Genomic DNA, 14,692 nt, shown 5'->3' with positions numbered 1-14,692 from the left:
CTGCGCATGCCCGATCCCACCGCGAAACCCGAGAACATCCATGCCACCGCAATCCTGATTGGCGAGCGGGGCGTCCTGATCACCGGGCCGTCCGGCTCGGGCAAGACAACGCTGGCGCTGGCGCTCATCGACCATTTCAGCCGGCTCGGGCTGTTTGCGCGGCTGATCGGCGACGACCAGCTGTTTGTCGCGGCGCGTTTCGGGCGGCTGGTCTGCCATGCGCCCGCCAGCATCGCCGGCCTCACAGAGGTGCCCGGACTTGGTCCGAAGCCGCTTTTGTTCCAACCTGTTGGGGTCATCGACCTTACGATCCAGCTGGTTGCCGCAAACGCTGTGGAGCGTTTCCAGGAAGAGTCGAGCGCGACCATTGCCGGCTGTGTGGTGCCGCGCATCGACCTCGTTCAGCGCAACGTCACTGCGGCTTTGCCGGCGGTAATGGCGCGGCTGGCGATTGCGTCTTTCGTATGATCCGCCGCCGGTTTTTTGCTGCAATGCGTCAAATTGGCCATGGCCGACGCAATTTTGGGCTTGTCAACGCGCCGCGCGTCGACAAGATAGCGCTCCCGCCGCCTGGGATGGCCGGCGAGCATAAAAAGCGCCTGTGAAGCGGCGATGACGGGAGCCACCATAGAATGATCGGACTCGTGCTTGTAACGCACGGTCAACTGGCCGCCGAGTTCCGCCATGCCGTGGAACATGTCGTGGGGCCACAAGACAATTTCGAAACCGTGGCAATCGGCGCCGATGACGATATGGAGCAGCGTCGGCGCGATATCGTCGACGCCGTCGGCCGCGTCGACACCGGGACCGGCGTCATCGTTCTGACCGATATGTTCGGCGGCACGCCTTCCAACCTCGCCATTTCGGTGATGGAATCCGGTCGCACCGAGGTCATCGCCGGCATGAACCTGCCGATGCTGATCAAGCTGTCGTCGATCCGCAAGGGCGACAACATGGCGACCGCGCTCGACGAGGCGCAGGCCGCGGGGCGCAAATACATCAACGTCGCAAGTCAGCTGCTGAGCAGCAAATGAACGCGCTGTCGCCCGGTGAGATCGTGCGCGAGTTCCCGATCGTCAACCAGCGCGGCCTGCATGCGCGCGCCTCGGCGAAGTTCGTCCAGGTCGCCAGCGGCTTCGACGCCACCGTCCATGTCGAGAAGGATGGTCTCAAGGTCGGCGGCACCTCGATCATGGGGCTGATGATGCTGGCGGCGAGCCCCGGTTATTCGATCCGCGTCACCGCCAGCGGCGCTGAAGCCGCAGCGGCGATGGACGCGCTGGAGCAGCTGGTCGCCTCGCGCTTCGGCGAAGAGTGCTGAAGTTTTTGCTTTGAACGCCGTTGTCCCAAAACCGCGGGATACTTTTGGGCGGCATGCATCCCCGTAAAACACATACGCGCATAAAGATTTCTTTATATCCATTGTCGTCTTGGCGGCGATCTGCTAGTCAGGCCGGCATTCCGCGCCCTTCGACGCGCCGTGTGGCGCAGGCGCATTCTGAAGACAAATCACACCGGAGCACTGCCATGACAGGTAGCAAGGACTATGTGGTCGCCGACATCTCGCTTGCCGGCTGGGGCCGCAAGGAACTCGATATCGCCGAAACCGAAATGCCGGGCCTGATGGCCTGCCGCGAGGAATTCGGCGACAAGAAGCCGTTGAAAGGTGCGCGCATCACCGGCTCGCTGCACATGACCATCCAGACTGCGGTGCTGATCGAGACGCTGAAGGCGCTTGGCGCCGATATCCGCTGGGCCTCGTGCAACATCTTCTCGACCCAGGACCATGCGGCCGCAGCCATCGCCGAGGCCGGCATCCCGGTGTTCGCCGTCAAGGGCGAGTCGCTCGAGGAGTATTGGGACTACACCGACAGGATCTTCCAGTGGGCCGATGGCGGCCTCTCCAACATGATCCTCGACGATGGCGGCGACGCCACCATGTACATACTGATCGGCGCCCGCGCCGAGGCCGGCGAGGACGTGCTGTCCAACCCGCAGAGCGAGGAAGAGGAATACTTCTACGCCCAGGTCAAGAAGCGCCTGAAGGCCTCACCCGGCTTCTTCACCAAGCAGAAGGAAGCCATTCGCGGCGTCACCGAAGAGACGACGACGGGCGTCAACCGTCTCTACCAGCTGCAGAAGAAGGGCCTGCTGCCGTTCCCCGCGATCAACGTCAACGACTCGGTCACCAAGTCGAAGTTCGACAACAAATATGGCTGCAAGGAATCGCTGGTCGACGGCATCCGCCGCGGCACCGACACCATGATGGCCGGCAAGGTTGCGGTCGTCTGCGGCTATGGCGACGTCGGCAAGGGCTCGTCGGCTTCGCTCAAGGGCGCCGGCGCCCGCGTCAAGGTCACCGAAGTCGATCCGATCTGCGCGCTGCAGGCGGCGATGGACGGCTTTGAAGTCGTCACGCTGGAAGATGCCGCACCAACCGCCGACATCGTCATCACCACCACCGGCAACAAGGATGTCGTCACCCTCGACCACATGCGCTCGATGAAGGACATGGTGATCGTCGGCAATATCGGCCACTTCGACAATGAGATCCAGGTCGCGTCGCTGCGCAACCTGCAATGGACCAACGTCAAGCCGCAGGTCGACATGATAACCTTCCCGGACGGCAAGCGGATGATCCTGCTGTCCGAGGGGCGCCTGCTCAACCTCGGCAACGCGACCGGTCATCCGAGCTTCGTGATGTCGGCTTCGTTCACCAATCAGGTGCTGGCGCAGATCGAGCTCTACACCAAGCCCGGCCAGTACCAGAACCAGGTCTATGTGCTGCCCAAGCACCTCGACGAGAAGGTGGCGCGTCTGCATCTCGACAAGCTTGGAGCCCGCTTGACCGAACTTTCCGGCGAACAGGCCGCCTATATCGGCGTGACCCCGCAGGGTCCGTTCAAGCCGGAACACTACCGCTATTAGCCAAAGCGGCGTTTACCACTAGATATTGAAGCCGGGCGATTGACTTTTCGCCCGGCTTCTTTTTTGCGCGGATGATTCTTCACGCCGATTCCAGCACGCGCTATTGTGCTGATTCGTGGGCCGGGGACGAGGCCGGCGTACGCATCGAGAGCATGATTCGAACCGAAGGACCGCGTCAGCGAAAAGTGGGAAGCGGTTTTCGGAAAAGATCATGCTCTTTAGAAAAGAGTTAGGTCAGAAGGGCGTTTCCATCAAACGTGATCCTGATCTAGGCGGTCTTGCATTCAGGCGGCGAAGAGGACCAAGGCATGCCGGGGGAAAACCCGCCTCGCGCGGGATCGGCCGTTTCCGGCGGCCATGACGATTCCGATAGCAATGGCTCCGTCACTACAGGCGGTGGCCTGAAGAGGCGCGTTGGCGCCCGCACCGCCGGCTTTCTTGCCACCTCAGCTCTTGCCGGCCCGCTCACCTCGTTTGCCGCCCATGCCGAGCCGGCCATTGCGCAGAAGGCCGGACTGTCGGTCAGCGCGGTCGAAGTCATCCAGCTCGCCATGTTCGTCGGCGTCATGGGCGCGGCACTGGTCTCGGCCATCTTCCTGATCCGCGAAAGAGCCCGCACCTCGGCGCAGAATGTCGAACTCAGAGCCCGCATTGCCGACATCAATGCGGCGCTGCAGCGCTCCGAGGCGCTGCTCAATCTGCGTGACCAGCGCGTCATCGTCTGGGCGTCCGAGAACAAGAAGCCGGAGCTGATCGGCACGCTGCCGCTGGAAAGCGGTGCGCCGGACGACCGTGCAGCCTTCCTCGCCTTCGGCCGCTGGCTGATGCCGCGCTCGGCGGCGGCGCTCGAAAATGCCGTCGCTGGTCTGCGCGAGAAAGCGAAACCCTTTGATCTCGTGATCGAATCGCAGGCCGGGGCGCCGCTTGAAGTGCATGGCCGCAAGAGCGCCGCGCATGTGCTGGTGCGCTTCGTCTCGCTGTCGGAGACGCAGCGAAGCCAGGCCAGGCTGAAGATCGAGAACCAGCGGCTGGCCGCCGACTACGAGACCATGATCGGCCTGCTCGACGCCTTGCCGATGCCGGCCTGGCTGCGCGCCACCGACGGGCGGCTGAAATGGGTCAACCGTGCCTATGCCGGAGCGGTCGAGGCACCGAACGCCGAGACCGCGGTGCGCGAAGCCAAGGAATTCCTCGGCGCCCAGGCGCGCGAACAGATCGCCGCGCAGCACAAATCGCGCCCGATCTTCGAACAGACGCTGTCGACGGTGATCGAGGGCGACCGCCGCGTGTTCGCCGTCACCGACTTCGCCGGTGCCGACGGCTCGGCCGGCCTTGCCTGCGACACCAGCGCCACCGAAACCATTCGCGGCGAATATGAGCGCACGGTGCGCAGCCATGCCGACACGCTCGACCAGCTCAACACGGCGGTGGCGATCTTCGATGCCAACGAGAAGTTGCGCTTCTTCAACCAGGCGTTCCAGAAACTGTGGGGGCTGGACCCGGGCTTCCTGCACAGCGCGCCCGACAATGCCCTGCTGCTCGACCGGCTGCGCAGCGAAGGCAAGATCGCCGAGCAGCCGGAATGGCGGCGCTGGAAAGAAGGCCTGCTTGGCGCCTACCGCGCGGTGGAATCGCAAGAGCATTGGTGGCATCTGCCCGACGGCAAGACCATCCGCGTGGTGGCCAACCCGCAGCCGAAGGGCGGCGTGACCTGGGTGTTCGAGAACCTGACCGAGAAGATGGACCTGGAAAGCCGCTACCAGACGGCGGTGCGGGTCCAGGGCGAAACGCTCGACAATCTGGCCGAAGGCGTCGCGGTGTTCGGCCCCGATGGGCGGCTGCGCCTGTCGAACCCGGCCTTTGTCGCGCTGTGGGGACTGAGCCAGGATGTGATCAAGCCCAACGTCCATGTCTCGGCGATCCGCGATCTCAGCGACCAGCGCGCCGTCGACAGCCCGTGGGGCGGGTTCGTCGCCGCCATCACCGGTTTCGACGACGAGCGCCGCGACCGCCATGGCCAGACCGAACTGAAGAACGGCACAGTGCTCAGCTACGCCGTCATCCCGCTGCCCAACGGCCAGGTGATGATGACCTTTGTGGACGTCACCGACAGCGTCAATGTCGAGCGCGCGCTGAAGGACAAGAACGAAGCGCTGCAGAAATCCGACCAGCTGAAGAACGAGTTCGTGCAGCACGTCTCCTACGAGCTGCGCTCGCCGCTGACCAACATTATCGGCTTTACCGAGCTTCTGTCGCTGCCGGCGACCGGGCCGCTCAGCCCAAAGCAGCGCGAATATGTCGAGCATGTCGGCTCGTCATCCTCGGTGCTACTCACCATCGTCAACGACATACTCGACCTCGCCACCGTCGACGCCGGCATCATGCAGCTCGACATTTCGGAAGTAAGCGTCGAGCGCACCATCGAGGCCGCGGCCGAACTGGTCGCCGACCGGCTGCAAGAACATTCGATCAAGCTCCGGATCGACGCCGCTGCGGCGCCGAAGAGTTTTCACGGCGACGAGACCCGGGTTCGCCAGATCCTCTACAATCTGCTCAGCAACGCCGCCAATTACGCGCCGGAGGCGAGCACTATCACGCTTGCCTGCCGGCATTTGGAGCAAGGTGTGGAATTCTCCGTCCATGACAACGGCCCCGGCATGCCGCCGGACCTGCTCGATTCGGTGTTCCGCCGCTTCGAGCCGCGCACCAATGGCGGGCGCCGGCGCGGTGCGGGCTTAGGCCTGTCGATCGTCAAGAGCTTTGTCGAGCTGCACGGCGGCAGCGTGCGCATCGAGACCGGCAAGGACAAGGGCACCACCGTCATCTGCACCTTCCCCGATGCACCGTCGGGCATCCGCGCCGCGGCCGAGTAGCGCGCTCGATGACTGTTGTTGTGCTGGAGCGTTTTCTCGCCGACGAGGCTGCGACCGCAAGGCTCGGCGAGGACCTGGCCATGGCGCTGCGGCCGGGCGACGTGCTGGCGCTCAAGGGCGATCTCGGCGCCGGCAAGTCGACGCTGGCGCGGGCCCTGATCAGGGCGCTGGCCGATGATGCCGGCCTCGATGTGCCGAGCCCTACCTTCACCTTGGTGCAAAGCTACGACACGCGCATCCCCGTGCACCATTTCGATCTCTATCGCCTGTCCTCGGCCGGCGAGATGGACGAGCTGGGTTTCGACGAGGCGCTGCTGCAGGGCGCTGCCCTTGTCGAGTGGCCGGAACGGGCGGAGGCCGCTCTTCCGAGAACGTCGATCTGGATCGAACTCGTCCATCAGGACGAAGGACGATTGGCGAAACTATCGGGCCAAGGCGTTGCCTTCGAACGCGTGGCGCGATCGCTGGCGATGCGCGATTTCCTCAAAACGGCCGGTTGGGGCGACGCCGCGCGGCGCCATTTCGTCGGCGACGCCTCGGCGCGCTCTTACGAGATTGTTTCGCTCGCCGGCCTTGCGCCGCGCGTGCTGATGAATTCGCCGTGGCTGGTGCTGGGGCCGCCGGTGCGCGACGGCAAGCCCTATGCCGTGATCGCCCACACGGCGCAGTCGGTCACCGCTTTCGTCGCCATCGACAAGGCGCTGCTGGCGCAAGGTGTCAGTGTCCCAAGAATCCATGCCGAGGATCTCGAACGGGGCTTTCTGCTGCTGGAGCATCTGGGCTCGGAAGGTTTTCTCGACGGCAATGATGAGCCGGTGGCCGAGCGCTACGCGGCAGCGGCCGAATTGCTGGCGATGATGCATGGGAAGACCTGGCCGCAGCGCATGGAGGCCGTGCCGGGCGTCTTCCACGAGGTGCCGCCCTTCGATCGCGCCGCCATGCTGATCGAAGCCGATCTCTTGGTCGATTGGTATGTGCCGATGGTGACCGGCAGCCCGGCAAGCGAGGCTTTACGCGCCGGCTATCACAGGGAATGGAACGCGGTTCTCGACCGGCTGGACACACAGGAATACACGCTGATGCTGCGCGACTTCCATTCGCCCAACATCATCTGGCGCGGTGACCGCAAAGGCCACGACCGCCTCGGCATCGTCGACGTCCAGGACGCGCTGATGGGTCCGGCGGCCTATGATGTTGCGTCGCTGGCCATGGATGCCCGCGTCACCGTTTCGCCCGATATCGAGCAGCGGACCGTGGACGCCTATGTCGCTGCGCGCCACGCCGCCGTCGGCTTCGATGAGGACGCCTTCCGCGCGGCCTATGCGATCATGGCGGCGCAGCGCAATTCAAAGATCCTCGGCATTTTCGTGCGGCTCGAAAAGCGCGACGGCAAGCCCTATTATCTCCGACACCTGCCGCGCATCCGCGATTATCTCAGGCGGGCGCTGGCGCACCCGGCGCTGGCTCAGCTGAAGGAGTTTTACATGGCACATGGCCTGCTGGAGGAACGGCTCCCGTGACCTTGACCACAGCGATGGTGCTGGCGGCTGGTCTTGGCAAGCGCATGCGGCCGATCACCGACACCATGCCGAAGCCGCTGGTGCGGATAGCCGGCAGGACCTTGCTCGACTGGGGGCTGGACAGTCTCGAAGCGGCCGGCGTCGAGAAAGCCATCGTCAACGTGCACTATCTGCCGGACCAGATCGTCGCCCATATCGCCCACAGGCGGGCGCCAAAGATCGTCATTTCCGACGAGCGCGACGCACTGCTGAATTCGGCGGGTGGCATCGTCAAGGCATTGCCGCTGCTGGGCAGCGACCCCTTCTACATCATCAACGCCGATACGTTCTGGATCGACAGCGGCCAGCCCAGCCTCGAGCGCCTTGCCCTTGCATGGGACGGCGCGAAAATGGATATTCTGCTGATGCTTACCGATCTCGACTCGGCCACCGGACACGGTGTCGGCACGGATTTCCTGATGGCGCCGGATGGCGGCCTGCGGCGCTCGAAAGGCGATCCGGCCGGGTTGATCTATGCCGGAGCGGCAATCGTCAATCCCGCCATCTTCAGGGATGCGCCGGCCGGGGCGCATTCGCTCAACACCTATTTCGACAAGGCAATCGCCTCTGGCCGTCTGTTCGGCATGCAGATGCGCGGAAGCTGGATCACCGTCGGCACTCCCGACGCCATTCCGCAGGCGGAAGCGGCGGTCGCCGACGCTCTCGCGAAGGTGGTATGAGCGGCGCGCGCCGCGTTCTTTCGATCCCGCCCGGAGCGCCATTCCTGCCGACTCTGGCCGAGGCCTTGCTGGCCGGACGGCTGGTGCCCGGCTTCCGGTTCGACGGCGATCCGCTGGCGCTGGCTGATGTCACCATCTATGTGCCGACACGGCGCGCGGCCCGTGCGCTGCGCGGCGCTTTTGTCGACGCGCTTTCGGGACCGGGGGGGAGCCGCCGTTCGGCGATCCTGCCGGTCATCCGCCCGCTCGGAGAGTTCGACGAGGACGAAGCCGCCTTCGACGCCGGCACGCCGACCGAGCTTGAAATGGCGCCGCCGATCGCAGCCATCGAACGCCTGCTGCTACTGGCGCCGCTGGTGCGGGCCTGGAAGCGCACCTTGCCGGCGCATGTCCTTGATATGTTCAACGAAGAGATCGTCGTGCCGGCCTCCGCCGCCGATGCGATCTGGCTAGCGCGTGACCTCGCCCGGCTGATGGACGAGATCGAAACCGAAGGCACGGACTGGACCAGGCTTGCCGATCTGGTCACCGGCAATCTTGCCGGATGGTGGCTTGTGACGCTCGATTTCCTCCGTATCGTCACCGAGGCCTGGCCGAAATTACTGGAGGAGCGCGACCGCTCCAACCCGGCCGCGCACCGCAATGCGCTGATCCGGCGCGAGGCGAAGCGGCTGGAACGCAACCCGCCCAAAGGCCCGGTGATCGCCGCCGGCTCGACGGGCTCTATTCCCGCCACGGCCGAACTGCTTGCCACGGTCGCCAGCCTGCCCAACGGCGCCGTGGTGCTGCCCGGGCTCGATGGGATGCTGGACGAACCGTCTTTTGCCGCGATTGGGGCGCCCGGTGCGCGGCCGGCACTGCTTGGCCACCCGCAATACGGCATGGCCAAGCTGATCGGCAAGATTGGCGTGCTGCGTGGCGATGTCGAGGAAGTGGTCTCCGCCGAGCCCGCACTGGCGCTCCGCGCGGCCCTTGTCGGCGAGGCGCTGCGGCCGGCCGAGACCACGGAATCATGGGCCGAGACCCGCATATGCTTCAACGCCGTAGACATCGCCGAGGCCTTCGCCGACGTGACGCTGGTCGAAGCCGCCAGCGAACGCGACGAGGCGGCGGCGATCGCCATCGCGCTGAAAACCGCCGTGGAACAGCCGGGGCACAGGGCAGCGCTCGTTACCGGCGACCGCGGGCTGGCGCGGCGCGTCTCGGCCGAGCTGTTGCGCTTCGGTGTGATCGCTGACGATTCCGGCGGCACGCCGCTCGCCAACACGCCTGCAGCCAGCCTGCTGCGGCTCACACTTCACGCGGTATTCCGGCCCGGCGATCCCGTCGGCCTTTTGTCGCTGCTCAAGCATCCGCTGCTCGGGCTCGGACTTGAGCGCACCGGCGTGAGCCATGCCGCCGAGCTCATCGAACTCGTGGCGCTGCGCGGCGGCACCGGACGCCCCGACATCGCCGCCTTGCCAGCACTGTTCGAGGAGCGTCTCGCCGGGCTGAGCGGGGACAAGCGCCAGCCCTTCTGGTTTTCGCGACTGAGCGTGCGCGGCATCGACGATGCCCGCGATATGCTGAGCCGGCTTGTGGCGGCGCTGGCGCCGCTGACTGCCTTTCGCGGTAAAGAGAATGCCGATCTCGTCGCGTTGACCAGAGCGAGCGTCGCCGCGCTGGAAAATCTCGGCCGCACGGCGGAGGGCAGCCTGGCTGAATTTTATGCCGGCGACGCCGGCGAGAAACTCGCCGAGCTGCTGCGCGGTGTGGTCGCCGCGTCTGCATCGTTCGACTTCCCGGCCGACGAATGGCCTGATGTGATGGACGCGCTGGTAGCACCGGAAACGGTCAAGCCGGGGCAAGGCACAGACCGCAACATCGCGATATGGGGCGCGCTGGAGGCACGGCTGCAGAGCGTCGACACGCTTGTCATTGGCGGGCTGAACGAAGGCGTGTGGCCACGCAAGCCGGAAAGCGATCGCTTCATGTCGCGGTTGATGAAGACCGGCATCGATCTCGAGCCGCCGGAGCGGCGCATCGGCCTTGCCGCCCACGACTTCCAGATGGCGATGGGGGCGAAAAAGGTGGTGCTGACGCGCTCCGCCCGCGCCAGCGACGCACCGGCGGTGCCGTCGCGCTGGTTGCAGCGCATCCTCACCTTCATCGGCAAGGATCCTGCAGCCGCACTGCGCGGACGCGGCGACGAATTGCTTGCCTGGGCGCGCGCGCTCGATGCCGGCGAGCGGCAGCATTTCGCGCCGCGACCGCAGCCGAAACCGCCGCTGAGCATGCGGCCCACCCACTTCTCGGTGACCGAGATCGAGACGCTGCGCCGCGACCCCTATGCGGTCTATGCAAGGCGTATTCTGAGCCTTCTGCCGCTCGAACCGGTGATCCGCGATCCCGGTGCGGCCGAGCGCGGCACGCTGTTTCATGACATCCTGCATCTGTTCTCGACAGAGGTTGCCGACCCGCGCGCGCCGGAAGCTCTGGAGAGACTCATCTCGGCTGGCCGCAGGTGCTTTGCCGACATTGCCCTACCCGCCGATGTCGAGGCGGTGTGGTGGCCGCGCTTCGAAAAGCTCGCCGCCAACATCATCGAATGGGAGCGCGGCCGCGCCCCTGCCGTCGCCCGGCGGCATGCCGAGGAGCGCGCCGAAAAGACGGCTGTCGGCCGTACCGGTGTGACGCTGTCCGGCTATGCCGACCGCGTCGACCTTTTGGCCGGTGGCATGGCCGACATTCTCGATTACAAGACCGGCTCCTCGCCATCCAAGGCGCAGGCGCACACGCTGCTGGCGCCACAGCTGGCGCTCGAAGGGGCGCTGCTCCGGCGCGGCGCCTTCAAGGGGCTTGGCGCGCGCGAACCCTCGCAGCTTGCATTCGTGCGGCTGAAGCCGAATGGCGAAGTGTTCGAGGAATCCATCCTCGACTACAACCGCCAGCCCCGGACCGCCGAAGACCTCGCCGAGGAGGCCTGGGCGCGGCTGGAAAAGCTGCTGGTCCATTATGCCGATCCGACGACCGGCTACCTGTCGCGGGCGCTGCCGTTTCGCGAGGGCGAGAGCGATGGCGATTACGACCATCTGGCGCGCGTGCTCGAATGGTCGGCCGGTGGCGACAGCGATGACGAGGCGGGGGAGGCATGAAAAAAGCCTATCCCGTCCCGAGCGAAACCGCCGCCAACCAGGCGCGCGCTTCCGACCCGAAGAACTCGGCCTGGGTGTCGGCCAATGCCGGCTCGGGCAAGACGCATGTGCTGGCCCAGCGCGTCGTCCGGCTGCTGCTCAACGGCACCGATCCGTCGAAGATCCTGTGCCTGACCTATACGCGGGCGGCCGCCGCCAACATGTCGAACCGCGTGTTCTCGACCCTGTCGGAATGGACAGCGCTCGGCGATGCCGAGCTTGCCACAAAGATTGAGGCGGTGGACGGCCGCCGGCCCGACCGCGACACGATGCGGCGGGCGCGCCGGCTGTTTGCCGAAGCGCTGGAAACGCCGGGCGGGCTGAAAATCCAGACCATCCACGCCTTTTGCGAATCGGTGTTGCACCAGTTCCCGCTGGAGGCCAACATCCCGGCGCATTTCGAAATGCTCGATCCGCAGATGGAGGCCTCGCTGTTCGCCGCGGCGCGACGCGACATGATTTCGGGCACGTCAGCCGGAGACACCGGACTGGCCGAGGCCTTTGCCACCGTGCTGGAGCGCGGCGGCGAACACGGGCTCGACGCGCTGCTCGCCGAAATCGTGCGCAAGCGCGACGGCTTACGCGGCTTCATCGATGCGGTCCGGCGCGACGGCGCCGGCTTTCGGGCCCTGTTCGACGAATTCCATTTTCGCCCCGGGCAGAACGCCGAAGACATAGCGGCATCGGTATGGCCGCTGCCGGGTTTCCTGCTGGACTTCTTTGCAGTGTTCGCCAGTGCCGCCGAGGCCGCCGACGCCCGCACCGTGCTCAACAATCTCTTGCCCTATGCCCGCTTGGCCTTTGCCGAGACGGACCCGACCCGCCGGCTGCAGATGCTCGGCAAAGCCTTTCTCAAGGCCGATGGCGACCCCTATGATCCCTCAAAGTTGTTCAAGAAGGCGCTGCTCGGCCGGCTGCCCGACCTTCCCGAGCGCTATCTGGCGGCCGTCAAGGCGATAACAGAGGTCTCCGACCGGCTGGCGCTGTTCCGGATGCTGGAAGGCACGGTCGCGGCGTTGACCATAGCCGACTGGCTGATCGTGCGGTACGAGCGCCTGAAGCGCAGCCGCGGCTTTCTCGACTTCAACGACCTCATCACCCGCACCGTCAACCTTCTGGCGCGGCCGGATGCCGGACCCTGGGTGCAGTACAAGCTCGACCAGGGTATCGACCACATCCTGCTGGACGAGGCGCAGGACACCAGCCCCGACCAATGGGAGGTGGTGAAGCGGCTGGCGGAGGAGTTCTTTGCCGGCCACGGCCAGCGCGGCACGACCAATCGCACGGTGTTCGCCGTCGGCGACGAAAAGCAGTCGATCTATTCCTTTCAGGGTGCCGCGCCGGATTCCTTCGCCGACAGCCGGCTCTTGTTTTCCGGACGCGTGAACGCCGCCAATGCTTCGTTTGCCGACCTGAAACTGACCTGGTCGTTCCGGTCGACCGACGACGTGCTTGCCGCCGTCGACCGCGTCTTTGCCGATCCGGGCGTGCGGCGCGGCATCAGCCATGACCCCGATCCGCTCGACCATAAGGCGATCCGCAACGACGCGCCTGGCTATGTCGAGGTCTGGCCGTCGCTCGGCTCTGACGCCGTCGAGGAGCCCGACGACTGGACGTTGCCGGTCAACCATGCCAGCGCGCCGGCTGTGCGGGTGGCCGAGCACGTGGCTGCGACCATCCAGGCCTGGCTCAAGGACCGCGAGATCATCGAGGGCAAGGGACGCAGGCTGAGGGCCGGCGACATTCTTGTGCTGGTGCGCAAGCGCGACCGCTTCGTCCATGCGCTGTCGCGCGCGCTGAAGGACCGCGATCTTCCCGTCGCCGGCGCCGACCGGCTGAGCCTGCCCGGCCACATCGCGGTCAAGGACCTGATCGCACTCGGCCATTTCCTCATCCAGCCGCAGGATGACCTGTCGCTCGCCGCCGTGCTGCGCAGCCCGGTTTTCGACGTGTCGGAGGAGACGCTTTTTACGCTTGGCGCCGGACGGCCAGCCGGAACATCGCTGATCGCCTCATTACGCCAGCATGCTGGCGACAATACCGCGCTGACCGATGTCGTTGCCCGGCTCGACGGCTGGGCCAACGAGGCGGCGTTCCGGCCGGTGTTCGAATTCTACGCCGGGGTGCTGGCGCGCGACGGCCTGCGCAAGAAGATGATCGCCCGGCTTGGACCGGAAGCCGGCGATATTCTCGACGAGTTCCTGAGTTTCTGTCTGGCCGAAGAACGCACCGGCTTGCCGGGGCTGGAGGCTTTCCTGGCGACGCTGGAAAACACCGGCCCGGAGATCAAGCGCGAGATGGACCAGACGCGCGACGAGGTCCGCGTCATGACCGTGCATGCCGCCAAGGGCCTGGAAGCGCCTGTTGTCTTCCTGGTCGATGGCGGTTCGGCGCCGTTCAGCGACCAGCATCTGCCGCGGCTCATGCCGTTCGACGCTTCGGGCCGCAATTTCGACGGCAAGGGCTATCTCTGGCGCTCGGCCGCCGATGTCGCCAACGGCTTCTCCAAGGCGGCCTCGGCCAGGGCGCGGGAGCTTGCCGACGACGAATACCGGCGGCTGCTCTATGTCGGCATGACGCGCGCCGAGGACCGGCTGATCGTCTGCGGCTATCACGGCAAGCGTCAGCCCAGCACCGGCACCTGGCATTCGATCGTCAGCCGCGCGCTGACAGGTGCACCCGAAAGCACCGAGCGCCGCCACCCCGCCAGCAGCGAGCCGGTGCACCGTTTCGTCATGACCAAGCTTCCGCCGGTGGCGCAAGCGGCAGCCGACGAGTCGCGACTGCCGCAACAGGTGCCGCCGCTGCCGGTGGGCTTGTTCCGGCCCTTGCCGCCTTATGAGGAGCTGCCGCGCCCGCTGTCGCCTTCCGGCGCGTCGGCGCTGATCGACGAGGGCAAGGAGGCGGTCGTCGATACGCGTTCGCCGGTGCTGGACAGCGAAGCGGAGCCCGGTTTTGCCGTGATGCGCGGGCTGGCGCTGCACAAGCTGCTGCAGATGCTGCCCGGTTTTGCCGAAGACGAACGGCAAGGCGCGGCGGCGCAGTATCTCATTCGAGCCGGCGCCGACTGGCCGGAGGCCGAGCGCAACAAGGCGCTGGCTTCGGTGATGGCGATCCTCAGAGATTCGCGTTTTGCCGGGCTGTTTTCGCGCTCGTCCCGCGCCGAAGTGGCCGTCATGGGCAGTATCGAGGTCAAGGGCAGGCTGCGCTCGATCTCCGGCAAGATCGACCGGCTGGCGGTGACGCCCGGGCGCGTATCGATCGTCGACTACAAGACCAACCGGCCGGCGCCCGCAGGCCTGGCCCAGGTGCCGCCGGCCTATATACTGCAGCTGGCGCTCTACCGCGCGCTGCTCAAGCCGCTTTACCCCGGCCGCGCAGTGACGGCGGCGCTGCTGTTTACCGAGGCGCCGAGGCTGATCGAACTGCCGGCGCAGGCGATGGATGACGCCCTTGCCCGACTCACGGGAGCGTGACAC

9 protein-coding genes are annotated in these 14,692 nt (G+C 65.8%); all 9 read left to right on the top strand.

The features are described from left to right. Positions 1–6 precede the first annotated feature (6 nt). Positions 7–468: an HPr kinase/phosphorylase gene (locus NKH35_RS06845; RefSeq protein WP_352913892.1), complete on the top strand. Its 462-nt coding sequence runs from the start codon at positions 7–9 to the stop codon at positions 466–468. 164 nt (positions 469–632) lie between these two features. After that, positions 633–1,034, top strand: coding sequence for a PTS sugar transporter subunit IIA (locus NKH35_RS06840; RefSeq protein ID WP_023672304.1), 402 nt, complete (start codon positions 633–635; stop codon positions 1,032–1,034). Next, entirely contained in the window at positions 1,031–1,321 is a 291-nt protein-coding gene (locus NKH35_RS06835) for an HPr family phosphocarrier protein (RefSeq protein WP_023672303.1), read from the top strand. The genes NKH35_RS06840 and NKH35_RS06835 overlap by 4 nt, the downstream gene beginning before the upstream one ends. A 206-nt stretch (positions 1,322–1,527) precedes the next feature. Then, on the top strand, positions 1,528–2,928 hold the full coding sequence (gene ahcY, locus NKH35_RS06830) for an adenosylhomocysteinase (RefSeq protein WP_023681401.1): 1,401 nt from the start codon (positions 1,528–1,530) through the stop codon (positions 2,926–2,928). 308 nt (positions 2,929–3,236) lie between these two features. Continuing rightward, positions 3,237–5,801: a sensor histidine kinase gene (locus tag NKH35_RS06825; protein ID WP_023672300.1), complete on the top strand. Its 2,565-nt coding sequence runs from the start codon at positions 3,237–3,239 to the stop codon at positions 5,799–5,801. Between the two features lie 8 nt (positions 5,802–5,809). Next, entirely contained in the window at positions 5,810–7,321 is a 1,512-nt protein-coding gene (tsaE, locus tag NKH35_RS06820) for a tRNA (adenosine(37)-N6)-threonylcarbamoyltransferase complex ATPase subunit type 1 TsaE (protein WP_352913890.1), read from the top strand. A 14-nt stretch (positions 7,322–7,335) separates the two neighbouring features. Then, entirely contained in the window at positions 7,336–8,040 is a 705-nt protein-coding gene (locus NKH35_RS06815) for a nucleotidyltransferase family protein (RefSeq protein ID WP_352514454.1), read from the top strand. Further along, complete coding sequence (addB, locus tag NKH35_RS06810; RefSeq protein WP_352913887.1) at positions 8,037–11,174, top strand: double-strand break repair protein AddB; 3,138 nt, start codon at positions 8,037–8,039, stop codon at positions 11,172–11,174. The genes NKH35_RS06815 and addB overlap by 4 nt, the downstream gene beginning before the upstream one ends. After that, on the top strand, positions 11,171–14,689 hold the full coding sequence (addA, locus tag NKH35_RS06805) for a double-strand break repair helicase AddA (protein WP_352913884.1): 3,519 nt from the start codon (positions 11,171–11,173) through the stop codon (positions 14,687–14,689). Before addB ends, addA begins: the two co-directional genes overlap by 4 nt. Positions 14,690–14,692 lie beyond the last annotated feature (3 nt).

Source organism: Mesorhizobium sp. M1143 (assembly GCF_040318435.1).
GTDB lineage: Bacteria > Pseudomonadota > Alphaproteobacteria > Rhizobiales > Rhizobiaceae > Mesorhizobium.
This window is presented reverse-complemented; position numbering and strand designations above follow the sequence as displayed.

Excerpts from the sequence above, each read along its gene's own strand:
- tsaE (WP_352913890.1), top strand. The coding sequence starts at position 5,810 with ATGACTGTTGTTGTGCTGGAGCGTTTTCTCGCCGACGAGGCTGCGACC.
- NKH35_RS06845 (WP_352913892.1), top strand. The coding sequence starts at position 7 with ATGCCCGATCCCACCGCGAAACCCGAGAACATCCATGCCACCGCAATC.
- NKH35_RS06840 (WP_023672304.1), top strand. The coding sequence starts at position 633 with ATGATCGGACTCGTGCTTGTAACGCACGGTCAACTGGCCGCCGAGTTC.
- NKH35_RS06815 (WP_352514454.1), top strand. The coding sequence starts at position 7,336 with ATGGTGCTGGCGGCTGGTCTTGGCAAGCGCATGCGGCCGATCACCGAC.
- addA (WP_352913884.1), top strand. The coding sequence starts at position 11,171 with ATGAAAAAAGCCTATCCCGTCCCGAGCGAAACCGCCGCCAACCAGGCG.
- addB (WP_352913887.1), top strand. The coding sequence starts at position 8,037 with ATGAGCGGCGCGCGCCGCGTTCTTTCGATCCCGCCCGGAGCGCCATTC.
- ahcY (WP_023681401.1), top strand. The coding sequence starts at position 1,528 with ATGACAGGTAGCAAGGACTATGTGGTCGCCGACATCTCGCTTGCCGGC.
- NKH35_RS06835 (WP_023672303.1), top strand. The coding sequence starts at position 1,031 with ATGAACGCGCTGTCGCCCGGTGAGATCGTGCGCGAGTTCCCGATCGTC.
- NKH35_RS06825 (WP_023672300.1), top strand. The coding sequence starts at position 3,237 with ATGCCGGGGGAAAACCCGCCTCGCGCGGGATCGGCCGTTTCCGGCGGC.